This window comes from Halorientalis salina, from assembly GCF_005049285.1.
Lineage (GTDB): Archaea > Halobacteriota > Halobacteria > Halobacteriales > Haloarculaceae > Halorientalis > Halorientalis salina.
On sequence record NZ_SOSC01000006.1, the window covers coordinates 52,681 to 71,064 of the forward strand.

An 18,384-nucleotide genomic window follows, 5' to 3' on the forward strand; every position below is an offset into this window, starting at 1 on the left:
CCACTCCGTTCCCCGTTCGCTTCGAGGTCTCTCTCCGGTCGACCTCGCCCCCGGTCGACCTCGCTCGCCGGAATCGGCCTCAAGACTCTTTGGCATCCGACACGTCGAGACGGCAATGGTAACGCGCAGCGGCTGGTTGAAGATCGGCGGTGCGGTTCTGGGCGTCGTGGTGCTGTTGGGCATCGTCGGGGCAGTCGTCGCCGTGACGACGTTCGAGCCCCCGACGGTCGAAGAGTCGACGTACGCCTGGGGCGAGGTGACGGACGAAACGACCGAGATCCGGACCGAAGTCGTGGTGAACAATCCGAACCCGGTCGGCGTGCCGGGGATCGTCGACGTCTCCTACACGGCGAAGCTCAACGACGTGACGCTCGCCGAAGGCGGCCAATCGGGCGTCGGCTTCGGGCCGGGAACCAACAGCATCGACCTCACGACCGAGATGGAAAACGAGCGCATCGCCGACTGGTGGGTCACCCACGTCAACGGCGACGAGCAGTCGACCCTGGCCATCGACGCCAGCGTCGGCGCAGTCGGGGTCTCCCGGGAAATCCCCGCCAAGGAAGACACCATCGAGACGGACATCCTCGGCGGCTTCAGCCAGGAGGGCGAGCGCACTGTGACGGTTCGGAACGACTCGTTCCTGCGGGTGAGCGACCAGACCGCGACGTGGGGTGAAGCCGACGCCGAGACCACGCCCATCACGTTCGGATCGACCGTCGAGAACGTCCACGACTACCCGGTCACGCTGGACGGCGTCGAGTACGTCGTCACGATGAACGGCGTCGAACTCGGCCGCGACCGACAGACCGCGGGCGTCGACGTCGACCCCGGCCAGCGGGACCAACTCGACGTGGAAGTCGGCCTCGACACGCCGAAGATGGCCGACTGGTGGGCCGAACACGTCCGGGACGACGAGCAGAGCAACCTCACCGTCGAGATGTACGGCATCGTCGAACAGGACGGCGAGCGGAAACGGGTCCCCATCCGCCTCTACGACGAGACGCTGTCGCTTGAAACCGACATGCTGGGCGGCGGCGGGACGAACGTGACGAACGTCGGCGGCGAGCGCGCCCAGTCGTTCGAGTTCCCCGAAACCACCGAGACGAACCGCACGTGGGGCGAGGTCACCGACGCCACGACCGAGATCGACTCGACGGCCACCATCGAGGCCCCCGACGACGAGATGACGGACCTGCTGACCCTGGACATCAGCCAGGAGACGACCATCAACGACGTGACGGTCGCGGAGGGAACCCGGCAGGTGTCGGATCTCGCGCCCGGGACGAACCGGGTCGACAGCACGACCGAGATGGACAACGGCGAGGTCCCGACCTGGTGGGCGCGCCACCTCAATCAGGGCGAGCGGTCGACGGTACGAACCGCGCCGACCGCACTGGTCGACGTCGGCGTCACGAAGTTCGACGTGGCCATGGACACCCGGACCAGCACCTTCGAGACCGACCTGCTGGCCGGGATGAACGGTGACCGCAACGAGGAAGTCACCGTCGAGGGACGACGCGCGCTGGTGGTCCAGGGCGTCGAGTCCGACTGGGGGCAGGCGGACCCCCGGACCGCGCCGCTGAACGTCGACGCGACCGTCGAGAACGAACTCCCCGCGGAGGTGGAAGTCACCCGCGTCGACTACCGCGTGACGCTGAACGACGTGGTGCTGGCCGACGACACCGCCCGGAACGTCGGAACGATCGCGCCCGAATCGACCGACACCGTCGGGCTGACGATGGCACTCGACAATCGGAAGATGGACGAGTGGTGGGTCACCCACGTCCCCGAGGAGCGCTCGGACCTGGAGGTGACCGCCGTCGTGACCGTCGACTCACGGGCCGGCAGTACGACCCAGGAACTCGACTCGCTGGGTCAGTCCGAGACCATCGAAACGGACGTGTTGAACCAGAGCGGGAACTAACAGGTACCAGCGGACGGGGCGGTTTTTCGGCGTCAGATGAGGCGGCCGAGATACATCTCGAAGACGGTGAAAAAGACCGGGAGGAGGATCGACGAGAGCAGTCGGACGATGATGCCGACCGAGAGCGGGTAGAGGCTCACGCCGGCGTACTCGTTGTACTCGTCCCTGAGCCGCTGGATTTCGAGGCGTTTGGCCACTTCGTCCATCGTCGCCGCCTCCTCGGCCGCGCCGTCGGCCTCGGCGAGTTCCGCGGCCTCGGTCCGGAGGCGTTTGATCTTCGCGCTGGTCCGTTCGAGTTCCGCCTCCACGATCGCCTGCGCTCGCCGGTTCACGTACACCGTGGGGTAGACGAACGAGACCGCGATGACGGCGACGTAGACGCCGACGGCCAGGTACACCAGCGTCCCGAACCCCCCGCCGATCCCGAACATCAGTGCCAGGGGGAGCGCCAGCGACCCCAGCGAGATCAGCATCGTCGTCCGAATCGCCAGGTAGCCCACGGCGCTCAACCCGCCGAGGCCGTCCGGGTGCAACGGATCGATCTCCAGGTCGAGTCGCCCGACCGCCCGGATCGCCCGGATCGCCGTGATCGCGCCGTGGAAGCCGATCCCCGTCACGATCCCGAACCACGCGACGATCAGGAGGTAGACCGAGAACGCGGGGTCCGCGACGCCCCGGACGCCGATCGTTTCGAGATAGCCGACGTTCAGCGCCACGACACCCACGACGAGGGCAGTCCAGGGCGCGACGAACCGCAGGAACCGGTCGCTGAAGACCCGTTCGTATCGGTCCCCGACCCGACGGACCGCGTCCGGATCGACGGCCAGGCCCGCCGTCTGTTCGACGAACTGGGCGAAGACGTGCGTATCCCAGTACCAGATGGCGGCCGGCCCCACGAACGGGATCGCCATCGCGAGGAGGTGTGCCGTCACGAAGTCGAGCGGTGGCCGCGCCGGCAGCAGGGCGAAAAAGAGGAGCGACAGCACGGCCGGAATCGTCCCGAAGGTCAGGCAGCCGACCAGGAGCGGGTGGTCGACGGTCCGGGCCGCGAAGCCGTCGATCGACTGGGTGATCCAGATTCGGTGGCGAGAATCGGCTGACTGTCCCATCGTCTGTGGACGAATCCGGACAGCACTCCCTTCAAAACACTGACTGGCTCGCGCGCCGAAAGCGAAGATCGTGACTCGGCCTACACCCGTTCGGTGATCGTCTTCGCAGTTAGACCCGCTCGATGATCGTCGCGATACCCTGCCCGAAGCCGATGCACATCGTACACAGGCCGTAGTCCTGCCCGGTCCGCTGGAGGTCGTGGGCGAGTTTCGTCATGAGCATCGACCCCGTCGCGCCGAGCGGGTGGCCGTGAGCGATGGCCCCGCCGTTGACGTTGGTGTCTTCCCAGGACGCGCCGGTCTCTTCGAGCCAGGCGGCGACGACGGCGGCGAAGGCCTCGTTGACCTCGAAGAGGTCGATGTCGCTGATGTCCATGTCGGCCTTGTCGAGTACCTGCTCGGTGGCCGGGATCGGTCCCTTCAGCATGGTGAGCGGGTCGACGCCGACGACCTCGGTGGCGACGATGCGGGCCATCGGGTCCCAGCCGCGGTCCGCGGCGGCCTCCTCGCTGGCGACGAGCACGGCCGAGGAACCGTCAACGATGCCCGAGGAGTTGCCGGCGTGCTGGACGCCGTTGCCCTCCTCGCGGAAGGACAGCGGGAGATTCGAGAGGGTCTCCAGGTCGGTCTCGGGCCGGGGGTGTTCGTCCTGCTCGACGGTGACGGTCTCGCCGTCGAGTTCCGTCTCGACCGGGACGACCTGGTCGTCGTAGTGGCCGGCTTCCCAGGCCTCGCCCCAGCGGTGCTGGGAGTCGACGGCGATCTCGTCGAGTTCCTCGCGGGAGAAGCCGTACTCCTCGGCGATGCGCTCTGCCCCTTCGCCCTGCGTGGTCACCTCGTCGAAGTGCTCGAAGTAGGAGTCCGTGACGCTGTTGCCGTCCGACCCCATCGGGACGCGAGTCATGTGCTCGACGCCGCCGCCGACGAGCACGTCGTGTTGCCCGGACATGATCATGCTCGCGGCGAAGTTGATGGCCTGCTGGCCGGAGCCACACATCCGGTTCAACTGGACGCCGGGCACCTGATCGTCCCACCCGGCCACCATCGGTGCGAGGCGGGCGATGTTCAACCCCTGCTCGTCGACGGGCGTCACACAGCCGTAGATGACGTCCTCGACGGTCTCCGCGCCGTCGAAGTCGTTGCGCTCGGCGAGGGCTTCGAGCGGTTCGGCCGCCAGGTCCTGGGGATGGGTGTCACGGAACGAGCCGTTCTGTTTGCCGAAGGGCGTCCGTACCGCGTCGACGATGACTGCATCGTGCATGGTTGTGAACTGTCATACAGGTGCGAGTCGTATCAGTGTTTCTTCGGATCCCTTACAAACAGTGTGAGAACAGAACTGGAGTTTCCAACGTTCCAGCGGGCAGGTTCGCGAGTTAACGATCGAAGGCAGACAGGTCGCGTGGGATTACTCGACGGTGAGGGAGCCGTCCTGATGGAGATGGATCTCGTGGCCTTCGACGCCGAAGGAAAGGTAAGTCCCGGGGTCGGCGTCGACCAGTCGGACGACCTGGACGGCGTCGACGTAGGCCTCGGGATGGTCGAGGTGTCCGCGTTCGAGGTCGGTCTCCGCGGTCACGGTGTCGACGATAGCCAGACTCAGCGGGACCCGCGTCGCCCCGCCGGCGTCGTCCTCGGCAGTGACGTAGATGGCGTCCAGATCCGTCTCGACGATGTCGATCGGGGCCGCAGCGTCGGGATCGGTCCCGTTGGCCGCCTGGTCTTCCCCCCAGATGTTCGTCACGATGCCGGTGTCGTCGGCGTCGGACTCGCTCTCGGCCTCGGTGTCCTCGTCGGTCGTGCCCGGTTCGGGACCGCCGAGGTTCGCCGGGAGGACCAGGTCGTCGTACTCACGGGCAACCTCGGTGAGACGCGTCCGGGCGGTAACGCCCATCACGTCGACGTAGGCGGCGACCAGGTCACCGACGACGGCCCGGTCGTCCTCGGCGACCTGCGCGACCTGGCCGTCGTCGGTCACGTCGATGCCCTCGACCGAGCGGGCGATGTCGACGGCCCGCTTGCCGAGCATCGTGCGCTGTGTCTCGATGAGGCGTTCGGCGAGGCGTTCGTAGCTACTCATCCTAGGCGGTCGCGTGGCCGCTCATCGTCTCCCACAGCATGTAAAAGCCCGCCAGCAACAGGGCCGTCGCGACGAGATACACCGCGCTCTCGACGCTGCCCGGCGGACGCTCCATCTGCAGTATCTGTGACGCCCCGTCGAGGAGTCGCCAGACGGCGAAGACGACCACGCCACCGCCGGCGACGTAGAGCGCCTTCCCGATCTCGCCGCCGTACGCGCGTGCCGCCTGCACGACGAACCCGACGGCCCCGATCGAGAGCATCACCTGCGCGATGAGACTCGTCGCGTGCCACAGCCCGGGTTCCTCCGCCCCGTTCGCCCCGGTCTGAGCGAGCGCCGGCATGGCAAAGGCGACGCTCCCGACAGAGACGAGACACACCAGTAGTCCGACCCCACGTACCAGTCCGCGAACAGTGCGTGTCATTCTCATGCGACTTTCAGGCGAACCGGTAATAACTGTTTGCCCACAGCGGCCAGTGGTCGAACCTTTCAGCGACGACCACAAATTATTCAAACTATAATTGTTCTAAATTAACGTGTCGTCCCCGTTCGGCCGTCGTTCTCGGTGGGGAGAACGACAGCGCCGAGACCCCTGCACGACCACACATGACGACCGACGCCCTGGACATCGACCGCCCGTCGAACGGACAGCCAACCACGAGCACCGGCCGACTCACTACCCTCCGAGTACGCCTCGTCGAACGCGAACGCGCCCTGTGGTGCCTCGTCGCCGTCGTCCTCTGTGCCGACGTGCTGTCGACCTACGTCGGACTCGCAGTCGGCGGAACCGAAGGGAACCCGATCGTCCGAACGGCCCTCGCCGACGGCGGGTTCGCAGCCTTTACGGCGTTGAAACTCGCCGCCGTCAGTTTCGGCGTCTCGGCCTGGGTCGTGCTGCCGCGACCGAACCGGCTCGTCGTCCCACTGGGGCTGGCGCTGCCCTGGACCGCGACGACGCTGGTCAACCTCGGCGTACTGCTCGGGTAGTCGGATTCGCCTTTGCTCACGGCTCACTTCGTTCACCGCTCGCTTCGAGGCGCTCTCTCCGGTCGCGCCTCGCCCTTCCTCACGGGTCGTGCCTCGCCGTTTGCCTTTCCGAGGCGCTCTCTCCGGTCGCGCCTCGCTCTTCCTCACGGGTCGTGCCTCCCCGTTCGGTTCGAGGCCTCCCTCCGGTCGGCCTCGCTCCCCAAAAACCTCGTCGCCGTCCGAGCGAAGACGTCCCGGCAGACCGACTCGGACAGGTCGCGTGCGAGCAGGCCCGCCCGCTCCTGTTCGTACTCGTAGGGGATGTTCGGGAAATCGGAGCCGTACATGACCGACTCGGAGAGTTCGGCGAGCGTCTCGTCCGCGATAGCAGCAGGGTCGAAATCGACGACCTCCGGCGAGCGCGGGGCCATCGCCATCGTGGTGTCGAGGAACACCTGTTCGTGGTCGCGGGCCATGTCGAGGAACCGGTCGACCTCGTAGGTTCCCATGTGGGCGGCACAGGCCCGCACGTCGGGATACGAGGCGACGAACTCCGCGAACCGGTCGGCCCCGACGTAGGGGCTGTCCTCGAACATCGGTGCCGTCCCGGCGTGGAACAGGATCGGCCGGTCGTACTCGGCGGCCAACTCGAAGGCCGGATCGAGCCGCGGGTCGGTCGGGCCACACTCCTGGACCGGGCACTGGAACTTCAACCCGCGCGCGCCGGCCTCGAAGGCATCGCGGACGACCGACTCGACGGGGTCGTCGCCGTGGACTGTGGCGAAGGGCACGGCCATCTCGGAGTCGGCCGCCCGGTCGAGCACCCAGTCGTTGAGGTCGGCGGCGATGCCGGGCTCGTGGGCGTAGGGAAGCGCGAAGTACCGGTCGACGCCGGCGTCCCGGAGGTGCGCTTCGATCGCCGCCCGGGACGTGGGGTGGTCGAACGACCACCCGGTTTCGGCCGAGAGGACCTCGCGGATGGCGTCGAGCAGTCGCTCGGGCATGAGGTGGACGTGGGCGTCGGTCGCGGGCGCGAACTGGCCCTCGGACATGTCCCAAGCCACGGCGACCCTGCCAATAAATCCGGAGGGCGATCGACCGGGAAACCTTCTTTGTGCGTGCGGTCGACCCCTCGTCCATGTCCGAGGACTGCATCTTCTGTCAGATCGTCGCCGGAGAGATCCCGAGCCACACCGTCTACGAAGACGAGGACGTGTTCGCCTTCCTCGACGTGAACCCGCTCGCGCCGGGCCACACGCTCGTCATCCCGAAGGGCCACCACGAGCGGCTGAACGACCTGCCCGACGACGTGGCCGACTCGCTGTACGAGACGCTCCACGACCTGATTCCGGCCGTCGAGGACGCCGTCGACGCGCCCGCGAGCAACGTCGGCTTCAACAACGGCGACGCGAGCGGCCAGGAAGTGCCCCACGTCCACGGCCACGTCATCCCGCGGTTCGAGGGCGACGGCGGCAACCCCATCCACGCCGTCGGCGGGTCCGCGCCGGATCTGGACGACGACGAACTCGCAGCCATCGCCGAGGACATCGAGGCCGACCAGTAGCGCCGACCTGTCACTCGAAGAACCGTAGGTTTTTATCGGAAAACGAGGGACCCTGAGCCGTGACCACCAGTAGTTCGCTCGCGCTCGTCGGGGTGACGGGGGGCGCGGGGACGACACGACTGACCGTCGAGTTCGGCGCGACGCTCGCGCGGGCGGGCCGGGACGTGGCGCTCGTCGACGCCGCGTTCGCGACCCAGGGGCTCGCGACGCACGTGCCCGGCCGCATCGACCCGGACGTGACCGCGCTCGTGACCGACGCCACCGATCTGGCGCTCGACGCCGGCCTGGCCGAGTACCCCGTCGACCTCCCGGGTCGACTGGCGGTCTGTCCCGCCAGAGCACCGTTCGAGCGGTTGGCCAGGGCGAAGACGCCCGAGGCCGCCCGACAGTTCGAGGACCGACTCGCGACGGCTGCCCGGCAGTTCGACCACGTGATCGTCGACGTGCCGCCGGTGGCCGACAACCAGGCGCTCGCCGCGGTGTCGGCCGCCGACCGCGTCGGCGCGGTGGTGCCGGCGACCGAACGCGGCTTCGACCGGGTACCGGCGATGCAGGACCGGCTCCACGACGTGAACGCGCCGGCCGACGCGGTCATCGCCAACCGGGTCGACGAGGGCGAGACCCTCGAGGGCGTCGACGCCACCGTCCCGGAAAGCGACGCGACCGCGGTCAGTGACCTGCCGGTCTGTGCGGACCCGGAGACGACCTTTGCCCCCGCCGTCGCCGCGGCGGTCGAGACGGCATTCGAGACGACGCTCGACCTGTCCTTCCCCGAGGAGGGGTTGTTCGATGGGTACCGCTGAGGCGATCAGACGGCGGCCGGGAAACCCCTTTACTCGGGGGACTCCAAGTGCAGCCATGGCAAAGGAGTCGTGCGACGGGTGTGGGCAGGGCGTCACGATCGCCGGGGGGATCAGCGATTTCTGGTCGCTCTCGCGGGACAAGACGGAGGGGCTGGCGCTCGAACTCGCCGACGGGTCGGAGTGGTTCCTCTGTAACGACTGCATCGAACAGCTCCCGGACGACCGCGACGTCACCGCGGCGGACGTGCGGGACCTGCCGGAGTGGACTGACGGGTGAAGCCGATGACTTTAGGCTGTCCGGGTCACTTTCCCGGAACGTGAACCCCGCCCGGATACACGATGGCTTCCCCGCGCCCTCCTACCGGGGTGCCCAGGAGCAGGCCCTGGACGACATCCGCGCCGCCTTCGAGCGGGGCAAGGACGTCGTGCTGGTGCGTGCCCCCACCGGGAGCGGGAAGTCCCTGCTCGCGCGGGCCATCGCCGGGTGTGCGCGCCGTGCCGGCGACGCCGAGGCCCACGAGCCCATCGGGGCGTACTACACCACCCCGCAGGTCTCCCAGCTCGACGACGTGGCCGCCGACGAACTGCTGGAGGACCTGAACGTCATCCGCGGGAAGAACAACTACTCCTGTATCCTCCCCGGGGAGACCGACACCCCCGTCGATCAGGCACCCTGCGCTCGCGAGCGGATGTTCGACTGCCAGGTCAAACACCGGTGTCCCTACTTCTCCGATCGGTCCATCGCCTCGAATCGCAACATCGCGGCGATGACGCTGGCCTACTTCATGCAGACGGCCGGGTCGGACGTGTTCGGCAAACGTGACGTGGTGGTCGTCGACGAGGCGCATGGACTCAGCGAATGGGCCGAAATGTACGCGACCATCGACCTCTCGCCGGGCCGGGTGCCGGTCTGGGACGACATCCAACCACCGAACATCGGTGGCGATCTGGACGCGGCGGCCGACTACGCCGACCGCGTGATGACGGTCTGCTCGCGCCGCCAGGAGGAACTCCGGGGCAACGCGGAGCTAACCCCCGACGAGGTGGCCGAACGCGACCGCCTCACGGAGTTGATCTCGGAGCTCCAGTGGTTCCTGGAGGACTACCGGGACACCGAGAGCGGGACGACGTGGGTCGTCGACCAGCCCGACGGCGAGGGCAGCGCCGTCACGGTCAAGCCCATGGCCCCCGAGCGCTATCTCAAACACACCGTCTGGGACCGGGGCAACAAGTTCGCGCTGCTGTCGGCCACGATTCTGAACAAGGACGCTTTCTGTGCCGGAGCCGGGCTCTCGCCCGACCGCGTGGCCCTGGTCGAGGTGCCCCACACGTTCCCCGTCGAGAACCGGCCGCTGTACGACGTGACCCAGGGGAAGATGACCTACGAGGACCGCGACGAGACCCTCCCCGCCATCGCCCGCACGCTCGTCCGGCTGATGCAAACCCACCCCGACGAGAAGGGGATCGTTCACTGTCACTCCTATGGAATACAGGAGCGGCTGGCCGACCAGCTCGCGGACCTCGGCGTCGAGAGTCGCGTCCGGTCCCACGACAGGGAGAACCGCGACGCCGTGCTTTCGACCTGGAAGCGAAGCGACGGCAACGAGGTGTTCCTCTCGGTCAAGATGGAGGAGGCGCTGGACCTGGAGGGTGACCTGGCGCGCTGGCAGCTCCTGTGTAAAGCGCCCTATCCCAACACCCGCGACTCGCGGGTGGCGCGTCGACTGGAAGAGGGCCAGTGGGGCTGGTACTACCGGGCGGCGCTGCGGACGGTCATCCAGGCCTGCGGGCGGGTGATCCGGGCCCCCGACGACTACGGGGCGACGTATCTGGGGGACTCCTCGCTCCTCGATCTCTTCGAGCGCGCGCGGACGGACATGCCCGACTGGTTCGCCGCGCAGGTCGACCGGATGACCGAACCGGACCTGCCGACGTTCGACCCGGCGGCCGCAGTCGGCGACGACGCTGGCGGGAGCAGTCGCTCCCGGTCCCGGTCGCGTCGGCGGTCGTCGGCCGGCGACGATTCCCACCCCCTGTCGGACGTCTGGGAGAGCTAGAAGGCCGAGACAGCCGCGTACGCGATGGGCGAGAGGACCATCAGCAACACGAAGACGAGCGCGATGATCTGTTGGCGGTCCATACTCGAACTCCTTCGTCCACTCAATTATGCCTTTCGAGCGGACAGCCCCATCGAGCGGCTGCTCACTCGATCCTGGCGTCGACGACGACGTGAGCGACGCCCTCGCTGTACCCCTTGACCCGGTGCCGGCCGACGACCTCGACCGTTCGGCCGGCGTCGGCGGCGGCCGCTTCCAGGCGCTCGATGGGACGGTCGAACACCAGTCCCTCGGGCGTCGCCTCGTGCATGTGGAGGATGCCGCCGGGTTCGAGCGCGTCGAACGCGCTGTCGAGGTACTCGTGGGCCTCGTAATACCCCATCACGACGCGGTCGGCCTCGACCTCGCCGGCCACGTCCCGGCAGTCCGCCCGGTAGATGTCCACCCGGTCGTGGACGTCGTTGAGTTTCGCGTTCTCCAGTAAGTACCGGAACGCCGTCGGGTTGTGTTCGGTGGCGGTCACGCGGGCACCGGCTCGGGCCATCGGGAGCGTGAAGTAGCCCACCCCGGCGAACATGTCGAAGACGCGCTCGCCGTTCTCGATGGTTTCGCCCATCCGTGCGCGTTCAGCCTTGTTCCCCGGCGAGAACATGACTTCCGCGAGGTCGAGTGCGTACTTCGTCCCGTGTTCGGTGTGGACGGTTTCGGTATCGCCGCTGCCCGCCAGGACCTCGACGTCGGGTTCGCGGTGCTGGCCGTCGATGCCGCCTCTGGCGAGGACGGTGTCGGCGTTGGCGTGGAGTTCGAGCAACGCTTCTCCGACCTCGCCCGGTCGCGGGGCGTCGCCCACGTCCACGAGGACGACGGTGCCGATGACGGCCCACGACCCGGGCGCGCGATCCAGCTCGTCGTCGGTCCAGCCCCGCTCACGGAGGTGGTCCTCGAGCGTGCGCAGACGCGGCTGTGGTTCCTGCCGGACGACCTCCCGAACCTGGGTACGCTGTGGGGGCTCGGTCACGGGCAGGGCCACCGCGTCGGCTCCGAACGACCGGACGCTCCGGTCGTCGTCGTAGACGCCCTCGGCCTGCAACTCGGCGATCGCGGACTCGGACTCGGGCTTCGGGACGACGGCCGCGAGCGGTTGCTCGGCGGTATCCAGCGGATCGGAGCGAGGGTCGTCGTCAGGCATCCTCAGTCCCGGCCGGCTCGTCGGTCTCGGGCAGGACGTGCAGTCCCGCGCGGCTCTTGAGGACGGGCACGGTGTCGGCGTCGGGGTCCATGTAGTCGGGTCGAGCGATCGTCTTGGCCTCGTAGGTCTCGGGGTCGAGGACCTGGACCGCCCGCTCGTCCTCGACGGTGACGAGCGTCGTCTCCTCGCCGTCCTCGCGGGTGCCCAGGCGGCGGGCCTCGGGGGCGTTCCCCACCTCGTGGGCGGCCTCGTAGTCCTCGCCGGTGGTGAGTCTGGTTCCCTTGAGGTTGCCCCGAACGCTCCGGACGAGGACCGGCCCCTCGTCGTCGTCCTCGGGGTCGATGATCTCGCCCTGCCGGTAGCGCGGGAGTCGGACGGCGAAGGTGACGCGGTAGACTTCGTTGCCGTCCTCGTCCTCGGTGACGAGCGTCTCGGCGCTGGAGAACGATCCCCCGTAGGCCTGGACGATCCGCTGGGCGACCTTCTTGCCGATCTTGTTGGTCGAGACCTTCATGTTCAGCCCCTCGTCGGTCTCGCTGGTCTCCGTGACGAAGGCGTTGCGGTCACCCGTCGCCTCCATCTCCTCGACGACCTCGGTGGCGATCTCCTCGGCCCCTTCGATCTCCGCGTCGGTGGGCGTCCGCTCGTCGGCGCGGACCTGGACGATGCTGGCGTAGTAGTCCCCGGCGATGCGGCCACAGCGGTTACAGGTCTGTTTGGCGATCTTGACGGGGACGACGACCTCCTCGGTGACGCCGGCACCGCGGACGACGCCGGTGAACTGGCAGTGCATCCGGATGGTCGTCTCGTCGACCTGTTCGGGCATCACCTGCCAGTCGACATCCTCGGCGTCCATGTGGATCCCCAGGGCCTCGCTGACCTCCTCGACGGCGATGTCGGTGTAGTCCCGTGCCCCCACGTCGACCCAGCGGTTGCCGCGATGGACGGCCCCGCAGCGCGAACAGGTGCGCACCTCGATGCGCTCGGGAGCGTCCACGAGGTCGAACTCCTCGAAGTAACAGTCGTTACAGAGCACGCGGTCGGGGTCCCGGGGCTCTCCGGGCCCCGGTTCCGGCCGCGCGGCCACGGCGTCCCCACACCGCGGACAGAACTCGCGTGATTCGGTCATTGGGCCACGATAGACCGCTGTCGCGGTTAAATGGCGCGTTCCGCGACAGGTGGCGTCCCACCGCCGACACTCCGCGCTAAAAGATAGCATGCACCAAGAACTATTGTGCCGGACGGCGTGGTACGACCGCTATGCGCGCCGCACGACTCCACGAGTTCACCGACGACATGAGTGAGGCGCTGTCCATCGACGAGATCGACCGGCCGGAGGTCACGCGGTCGGACGAGATCGTCGTCGAGATCGAGGGAGCGGGGTGGTGTCAGACGGACAACCACATCGTCGAGGGCATGTGGCAGGAGTACGCGCCGATCGACCTCCCGCAGACGCTCGGGCACGAGAACGCCGGGACCGTCGCGGACGTCGGCTCGGAAGTCACGGTCGTCGAGGAAGGCGACCAGGTGCTCTGTCACCCGGTGATGACCTGCGGGACGTGCCGGTCCTGTCGGCTTGGCGAAGACATGTACTGCGACGAACTGTCGTTCCCGGGGCTGACGACCGAGGGCGGGTTCGCGGAGTACCTCCTGACCAACGAGCGGGCGGTCGTCCCGCTGGAGGGCGTCGATCCGGTCGACATCGCACCGCACGCCGACGCCGGCATCACGGCCTACCACGCGGCCAAGAAGGCCGTCGAGGAACTCGTCCCGGGCGACTACGCGGTCCTGGTCGGCATCGGCGGCCTCGGACACATCGGCCTGCAGGCCGTCGACTCGATGAGCGCGGCACGGACTATCGCCGTCGACGTCAAGGACGAGGCGCTCTCGCTGGCCGAAGACCTGGGTGCCGACTACACGATCAACCCGACCGAGGAGGACGTGCCCGAGGTCGTCGACGATATCACCGACGGCGTGGGTGCCACCCAGACGCTGGACTTCGTCGGGAGCGACGAGACGACCGGGATGGGGCCGGACCTGCTGGCGGCGGGCGGCGACCACCACGTCGTCGGCTACGGCGGGCACGTCCACGAGCCCTCCCAGACGCTGGTCGACGGCGAGATGAGTTTCCGCGGGACGCTCGTCGGCGAGTACACCGAACTGCAGGAACTCGTTTCGCTGGTCGAGCAGGGCGAGATGCACCTCGAAACCAGCGAGTACGACCTCTCGGAGATCAACACGGTCGCAGAGCGGCTGGAACACCGGGAGATCGAGGGGCGAGCGGTCATCGTACCCTGACCGGCGAGCGCCGGCAGTCGGCAGTGTTCGCCGGCGAACTGGCCGACCGCGCCCTTAATTGACACCGTCACGTAGTGTCGAGCATGCAGTGGCAAGCGGACTGGGGCCTGCGGGCGCGTATGGGGATTACCATGTTCCTGCTCGCCGCCCTTTATCTCCTCTTCATCGGCGTGCTGGCGCTGTACTTCGATAGCCTCCTGCTCATCGTCGTCGTGATGGGGCTGTTCTCGCTGGGCCAGTTCTTCTTCAGCGACAAACTCGCACTCAGGAGCATGGGCGCGAGGGAGGTCAGCGAGCAGGAGTACCCCGACCTCCACCGGACGGTCGGCCGACTGGCCCAGCAGGCCGACCTCCCCAAGCCGACGATCGCCGTCGCGGACACGAGCGTGCCCAACGCCTTCGCTGCCGGCCGCTCCCAGGAGAACGCGACCGTCGCCGTGACCGAGGGGATCCTGGACACCCTCGACCGGGAGGAACTGGAAGGCGTGCTCGCCCACGAACTCGCCCACGTCAAGAACCGGGACGTGATGGTGATGACCATCGCCTCCTTCCTCTCGACGATCGCCTTCCTCATCGTCCGGTGGGGGTGGCTGTTCGGGGGCGGCCGCAACCGACGCGGCGGCGGTGGCGTCGTCGTCGCCATCGTCGTCTCGCTCGTGGTGTGGGTGCTCTCCTTTCTCCTCATCCGGGCGCTCAGCCGGTACCGCGAGTTCGCGGCCGACCGCGGCGGCGCGCTCATCACCGGCCGCCCCTCGGCGCTGGCCTCGGCGCTCATGAAGATCGACGGGCGGATGGACAAGGTACCGACAGAAGACCTCCGCCAGCAGGCCGAGATGAACGCGTTCTTCATCATCCCGATCAAGAGCGGGTTCATCGGGAAGATCGCCCGAACGCACCCTTCGACGGAGAAACGGATCGAACGACTGCGGGAGATGGAACGCGAACTGGAGCAGTTCTGAGGGGACGGCCCCGTCGCAGACGGCGGTCGATGCACTTGCCAGCAGAAGGGACAGTTGGATCGGTACCGATCCCCACAGTATGGGCGACGACACTGACGACTCCGGTCTCACCGACATCGGCGAGCGGATCAGCGGCGACGTCGACAGCGCCACGTCGCTGCTGGGCCACTACTACCGCGGCGAGCTGGATCGGATGAACACCGAACAGACCAGGATGGACAAGACGACCAACTGGGCGATCACGATCATGGCCGCGATACTCGCGTACGTGTTTTCGAGCGGCACCCGACCGCACTACATCCTCCTCGTCGGTATCCTGACGCTGGAGATGCTTCACGTCGCGGAAACCCGGCGGTACAGGTCGTACGACACCTGGCGGTCCCGGGTCCGCCTCGTCGAGGAGGACCTGTTCGCGCCGCTCCTGGACCCGGAACCCGGGGTCACCCACGAGAACTGGCGGCAGGAACTCGGCAACGACCTGCGGAACCCGGCGCTGAAGATGCCGTTCGTCGAAGCGTACTCGCGTCGGCTCCGGCGCATCTACCTCCCGCTGTACCTCATCCTGCTCGCCGCCTGGACCGCCCAGATCCTCGTGATTTCGCCCGGTGGCGGGCCGCTCGATGCCGCCGCGATCCTCGACATCCCCGGCTGGATCGTCATCGGAGCGGTCACGACGTTTACGGCCGTCGTCCTCGCGGTCGCGTTCTGGCCGCGAAAGCGACAGGCAAAGGGGGAACTCAACGAGAAACAGAAAGAGGGCGACTGGAAGGGCGACGAGGTCGATCAGTAGCGCCCGCTTCACAGGTTGTTTCTACGCGCGTCACGTCCGTCGGGACATGGGACTGCTCGACGGCATCAAGTCCGTCCTCGGACTCAGGGCCGAAGCCGACGCGACGCGGGACGCCGACCCCGAGGACCTCTTCGGGATGAGCACGGCATACGTGACGATGGAGGCGGACCTGGGCTACGCGCCGGCCGGCGAGGCCGCCCTCTGTTTCTCCGCGGTCGACAGCACCGACTTCGAGGACGCCGTCGCCGACGTCGAGGCCATTCTCGAAGCCGGCGAGGTCGAAACCGGCACGCAGGCCCGATTCCGGCGGGACGACCACGGCTACGACTGGGTGGTCCTGGAAGACGACGACGTCGAGGACCTCGTGACGAGCGTTCACTTCGCCGCCGACACGCTCGTCGAAACCGGCTTTGGCTCGCGGTTGCTCGCGGCGCTCTTTGCCTTCGAGAAGCGCGATGGCCCGGAGGGACATCGAAACCGAGGCGACGACGCCGCCAAGGACAGTCACCCGGTGTACTGGGTGTACTCGTTCCGCCGCGGGGCGTACTACCCGTTCGCGCCCGCGGGCGACCACGAGCGCGACAGCAGCACGGAGTTCAAACTCCAGAGCGTCCTCGACGGCGAACTCGACGTGGAAGCCGACACGGAGTACTGGTACCCGCTCTGGCCGGACAGCCCCGGACGCCATCCCTGGGAATAGTACCTAAAGCTTCGGATACGTCTCGAATCAGCCACCGCTGTGTCCCACAGTTTCACTTTCACTACGCTGTTAACGAGGCTTTATGTGATAGGGGGGAGAAGCCGGAAGTATGGCAGCAAGCGAAAACCTAGAGGACCTGCCGGGCGTCGGTCCGGCGACAGCGGAGAAGTTAGAGGAAAACGGGTTCGACTCCTATCAGGGCATCGCGGTCGCGAGCCCCGGGGAGCTCTCGAACACGGCGGACATCGGCGAGTCGAGCGCCTCCGACATCATCCAGGCCGCCCGCGAGGCCGCCGACATCGGCGGGTTCGAGTCGGGTGCACAGGTCCTGGAACGGCGCGAGCAGATCGGCAAGCTCACCTGGGGCGTCGACGAGGTCGACGAACTGCTCGGCGGCGGCGTCGAGACCCAGTCCATCACCGAGGTGTACGGCGAGTTCGGGGCCGGGAAGTCCCAGGTCACCCACCAGCTGGCCGTCAACGTCCAGCTCCCGAAGGAACACGGCGGCCTCGAGGGCAGCGCCATCTTCGTCGACAGCGAGGACACGTTCCGCCCCGAGCGGATCGACCAGATGGTCCGGGGCCACGACGACGAGGTCCTGGCCGCCGCGATGGAGCTCCACGGACTCGTCGGCGAGGACGAGGAGGCCGACCCCACCGACGAGGGCCTGCTGGAGGACCTCGTCGAGGTCATGCTCGACAACATCCACGTCGCGAAGGCCTTCAACTCCAACCACCAGATCCTGCTGGCCGAGAAGGCCAAGGAACTCGCCAGCGAGAGCCAGGACGACGAGTTCCCCGTTCGCCTGCTCGCGGTCGACTCCCTCACTGCGCACTTCCGCGCCGAGTACGTCGGCCGTGGCGAACTCGCCGAGCGCCAGCAGAAACTCAACAAACACCTCCACGACCTGATGCGCGTCGGCGACCTCAACAACACGGCCGTCGTCGTCACCAACCAGGTCGCCTCGAACCCCGATTCCTTCTTCGGGGACCCTACCCAGCCCATCGGCGGGAACATCCTGGGCCACACCTCCACGTTCCGCATCTACCTCCGCAAATCCAAGGGGAACAAGCGCATCGTCAAGCTCGTCGACGCGCCGAACCTCCCCGACGGCGAGGGCGTCATGCGCGTCGAGGAAGGCGGCCTCATGAACGAATAGTACCTTTTTTCGCTTCGGGTGCGCGAAGCGCACCTCTCAGCGAAAAAATCTACGCTAAAAAAGCCGGACGCGCCTGCGGCGCGTCCGGTGTCTTCGCGAGTAGCGTGGCGGCGAAGCCGCCACGAGCGATCGGCTCGGAAGACGCTAAGCGTCTTCCGGTGTCTGCATGAGTGCACCGCACGAACGCAGGGCCCTCAGAGCTTTACTCTGACAGTGAACCACGGCGCTTCGAGCCGCGGATGCTAACACAGCCGAATTAACCCGTTTTCTGCAACCGATGTAGCCCGCAGGCACTCGCTACGAACCCGAGACGAGGCCGCAACCGACCAATAGCGTCGGCGCTGAACGGTTTTGGGGCTCGCTCCCGTAGCGTGACGAATGGGCGGAGATGCCTGGCCTGACGAACCCGAGGAACCGTTCGCGGAGTACCGGGATCCGTTTCCGGAGTACCGGAACCCGTTCCCACAGTACACCGAGCCAATCCGACCGCGGCGACGAGCGGAGGGCAGCAAGACCGACGAGTCGGTCCCGCCGGCGCTCCAGAGCGGCCTGCTCGCGCTGCTGGGCGTGGTCCGCATCGGCCTGTTCGCGCTCGCACTCGGCCCAATGCTCGTGTTTCTGGGCGGCGACCGGTACTACGGCACGATCATCACCGCCATCGGCGTCGTGACCTGTACGTACGCCGCCCACCGGTATCTCGTCTATCGGGACCTCCGTCAGAAGCTGTGAGTCAGCCGTTCGTTCCATTTCCCCAGGAGTGAAATCTAAGTCCGTGGAGAGCCAACGGAA

At 67.4% G+C, this 18,384-nt stretch carries 19 protein-coding genes; 12 read left to right on the forward strand and 7 right to left on the reverse strand.

All coding sequences use genetic code 11. The features are described 5' to 3' along the window. The first annotated feature begins 115 nt into the window (after window positions 1-115). Entirely contained in the window at window positions 116-1,924 is a 1,809-nt protein-coding gene (locus E2481_RS12180) for an LEA type 2 family protein (protein WP_136717425.1), read from the forward strand. A 32-nt stretch (window positions 1,925-1,956) separates the two neighbouring features. On the opposite strand, the gene E2481_RS12185 is transcribed toward E2481_RS12180, so the two are convergent. From E2481_RS12185 to E2481_RS12200, 4 genes are all read right to left on the reverse strand, one after another. Beyond that, window positions 1,957-3,033, reverse strand: coding sequence for a hypothetical protein (locus E2481_RS12185; protein ID WP_136717426.1), 1,077 nt, complete (start codon window positions 3,031-3,033; stop codon window positions 1,957-1,959). 109 nt (window positions 3,034-3,142) lie between these two features. Beyond that, window positions 3,143-4,294: a thiolase family protein gene (locus E2481_RS12190; RefSeq protein WP_136717427.1), complete on the reverse strand. Its 1,152-nt coding sequence runs from the start codon at window positions 4,292-4,294 to the stop codon at window positions 3,143-3,145. Window positions 4,295-4,438: 144 nt separating this feature from the next. Beyond that, window positions 4,439-5,110, reverse strand: coding sequence for a hypothetical protein (locus E2481_RS12195; protein ID WP_136717428.1), 672 nt, complete (start codon window positions 5,108-5,110; stop codon window positions 4,439-4,441). 1 nt (window position 5,111) lies between these two features. Further along, window positions 5,112-5,534: a hypothetical protein gene (locus tag E2481_RS12200; protein ID WP_136717429.1), complete on the reverse strand. Its 423-nt coding sequence runs from the start codon at window positions 5,532-5,534 to the stop codon at window positions 5,112-5,114. 182 nt (window positions 5,535-5,716) lie between these two features. On the opposite strand from E2481_RS12200, the gene E2481_RS12205 reads away from it, so the two are divergent. Further along, a complete protein-coding gene (locus tag E2481_RS12205; protein ID WP_136717430.1) occupies window positions 5,717-6,097 on the forward strand; it encodes a DUF5658 family protein in 381 nt (126 codons plus the stop codon). Window positions 6,098-6,240: 143 nt separating this feature from the next. Here the strand turns inward: E2481_RS12205 and E2481_RS12210 are convergent, their stop codons facing one another. Next, window positions 6,241-7,128 carry an amidohydrolase family protein gene (locus tag E2481_RS12210; RefSeq protein ID WP_136717431.1) on the reverse strand — a complete coding sequence of 296 codons (888 nt, stop codon included), beginning with the start codon at window positions 7,126-7,128 and terminating at the stop codon, window positions 6,241-6,243. Between the two features lie 86 nt (window positions 7,129-7,214). Here E2481_RS12210 and E2481_RS12215 point away from each other — a divergent pair, with 86 nt between their 5' ends. From E2481_RS12215 to E2481_RS12230, 4 genes are read left to right on the forward strand one after another with little or no spacing between them, the layout of a single operon-like run. Then, window positions 7,215-7,640: an HIT family protein gene (locus E2481_RS12215; RefSeq protein ID WP_136717432.1), complete on the forward strand. Its 426-nt coding sequence runs from the start codon at window positions 7,215-7,217 to the stop codon at window positions 7,638-7,640. 59 nt (window positions 7,641-7,699) lie between these two features. Then, window positions 7,700-8,443 (forward strand): AAA family ATPase, encoded by a 744-nt coding sequence (locus tag E2481_RS12220; protein ID WP_136717433.1) that lies wholly within the window; start codon window positions 7,700-7,702, stop codon window positions 8,441-8,443. 55 nt (window positions 8,444-8,498) lie between these two features. Beyond that, a complete protein-coding gene (locus tag E2481_RS12225) occupies window positions 8,499-8,720 on the forward strand; it encodes a DUF7561 family protein (RefSeq protein WP_136717434.1) in 222 nt (73 codons plus the stop codon). Between the two features lie 40 nt (window positions 8,721-8,760). Beyond that, on the forward strand, window positions 8,761-10,500 hold the full coding sequence (locus E2481_RS12230; protein ID WP_136717435.1) for an ATP-dependent DNA helicase: 1,740 nt from the start codon (window positions 8,761-8,763) through the stop codon (window positions 10,498-10,500). A 145-nt stretch (window positions 10,501-10,645) separates the two neighbouring features. Here the strand turns inward: E2481_RS12230 and E2481_RS12235 are convergent, their stop codons facing one another. Further along, window positions 10,646-11,689: a class I SAM-dependent methyltransferase gene (locus E2481_RS12235; protein ID WP_136717436.1), complete on the reverse strand. Its 1,044-nt coding sequence runs from the start codon at window positions 11,687-11,689 to the stop codon at window positions 10,646-10,648. Continuing rightward, window positions 11,682-12,818, reverse strand: a complete 1,137-nt coding sequence (locus tag E2481_RS12240) for a 60S ribosomal export protein NMD3 (protein ID WP_136717437.1) — start codon at window positions 12,816-12,818, stop codon at window positions 11,682-11,684. Before E2481_RS12240 ends, E2481_RS12235 begins: the two co-directional genes overlap by 8 nt. A gap of 131 nt (window positions 12,819-12,949) precedes the next feature. Here E2481_RS12240 and E2481_RS12245 point away from each other — a divergent pair, with 131 nt between their 5' ends. The 6 genes from E2481_RS12245 (at window position 12,950) to E2481_RS12270 (ending at window position 18,324) form a co-directional block, all read left to right on the forward strand. Then, window positions 12,950-13,987: an NAD(P)-dependent alcohol dehydrogenase gene (locus E2481_RS12245; RefSeq protein WP_136717438.1), complete on the forward strand. Its 1,038-nt coding sequence runs from the start codon at window positions 12,950-12,952 to the stop codon at window positions 13,985-13,987. A gap of 83 nt (window positions 13,988-14,070) precedes the next feature. Beyond that, the gene (gene htpX, locus E2481_RS12250) at window positions 14,071-14,946 is read left to right on the forward strand and encodes a zinc metalloprotease HtpX (protein ID WP_136717439.1); all 876 of its coding nucleotides are present in this window, start codon (window positions 14,071-14,073) and stop codon (window positions 14,944-14,946) included. Between the two features lie 79 nt (window positions 14,947-15,025). Further along, entirely contained in the window at window positions 15,026-15,736 is a 711-nt protein-coding gene (locus tag E2481_RS12255) for a DUF2270 domain-containing protein (RefSeq protein WP_136717440.1), read from the forward strand. A gap of 46 nt (window positions 15,737-15,782) precedes the next feature. Beyond that, entirely contained in the window at window positions 15,783-16,436 is a 654-nt protein-coding gene (pspAB, locus tag E2481_RS12260) for a PspA-associated protein PspAB (RefSeq protein WP_136717441.1), read from the forward strand. A 109-nt stretch (window positions 16,437-16,545) separates the two neighbouring features. Continuing rightward, complete coding sequence (gene radA, locus E2481_RS12265; protein ID WP_136717442.1) at window positions 16,546-17,595, forward strand: DNA repair and recombination protein RadA; 1,050 nt, start codon at window positions 16,546-16,548, stop codon at window positions 17,593-17,595. A 378-nt stretch (window positions 17,596-17,973) separates the two neighbouring features. Further along, window positions 17,974-18,324: a DUF7322 domain-containing protein gene (locus tag E2481_RS12270; RefSeq protein WP_136717443.1), complete on the forward strand. Its 351-nt coding sequence runs from the start codon at window positions 17,974-17,976 to the stop codon at window positions 18,322-18,324. Window positions 18,325-18,384: the final 60 nt, after the last annotated feature.

Bases quoted from the DNA above. Each gene is read 5' to 3' on its own strand.
- E2481_RS12205 (WP_136717430.1), top strand. From the start codon at position 5,717: ATGACGACCGACGCCCTGGACATCGACCGCCCGTCGAACGGACAGCCA.
- E2481_RS12195 (WP_136717428.1), bottom strand. From the start codon at position 5,110: ATGAGTAGCTACGAACGCCTCGCCGAACGCCTCATCGAGACACAGCGC.
- E2481_RS12225 (WP_136717434.1), top strand. From the start codon at position 8,499: ATGGCAAAGGAGTCGTGCGACGGGTGTGGGCAGGGCGTCACGATCGCC.
- E2481_RS12235 (WP_136717436.1), bottom strand. From the start codon at position 11,689: ATGCCTGACGACGACCCTCGCTCCGATCCGCTGGATACCGCCGAGCAA.
- E2481_RS12245 (WP_136717438.1), top strand. From the start codon at position 12,950: ATGCGCGCCGCACGACTCCACGAGTTCACCGACGACATGAGTGAGGCG.
- E2481_RS12215 (WP_136717432.1), top strand. From the start codon at position 7,215: ATGTCCGAGGACTGCATCTTCTGTCAGATCGTCGCCGGAGAGATCCCG.
- E2481_RS12190 (WP_136717427.1), bottom strand. From the start codon at position 4,294: ATGCACGATGCAGTCATCGTCGACGCGGTACGGACGCCCTTCGGCAAA.
- htpX (WP_136717439.1), top strand. From the start codon at position 14,071: ATGCAGTGGCAAGCGGACTGGGGCCTGCGGGCGCGTATGGGGATTACC.
- E2481_RS12270 (WP_136717443.1), top strand. From the start codon at position 17,974: ATGGGCGGAGATGCCTGGCCTGACGAACCCGAGGAACCGTTCGCGGAG.
- E2481_RS12200 (WP_136717429.1), bottom strand. From the start codon at position 5,534: ATGACACGCACTGTTCGCGGACTGGTACGTGGGGTCGGACTACTGGTG.
- radA (WP_136717442.1), top strand. From the start codon at position 16,546: ATGGCAGCAAGCGAAAACCTAGAGGACCTGCCGGGCGTCGGTCCGGCG.
- E2481_RS12185 (WP_136717426.1), bottom strand. From the start codon at position 3,033: ATGGGACAGTCAGCCGATTCTCGCCACCGAATCTGGATCACCCAGTCG.
- pspAB (WP_136717441.1), top strand. From the start codon at position 15,783: ATGGGACTGCTCGACGGCATCAAGTCCGTCCTCGGACTCAGGGCCGAA.
- E2481_RS12210 (WP_136717431.1), bottom strand. From the start codon at position 7,128: ATGTCCGAGGGCCAGTTCGCGCCCGCGACCGACGCCCACGTCCACCTC.
- E2481_RS12180 (WP_136717425.1), top strand. From the start codon at position 116: ATGGTAACGCGCAGCGGCTGGTTGAAGATCGGCGGTGCGGTTCTGGGC.
- E2481_RS12255 (WP_136717440.1), top strand. From the start codon at position 15,026: ATGGGCGACGACACTGACGACTCCGGTCTCACCGACATCGGCGAGCGG.
- E2481_RS12240 (WP_136717437.1), bottom strand. From the start codon at position 12,818: ATGACCGAATCACGCGAGTTCTGTCCGCGGTGTGGGGACGCCGTGGCC.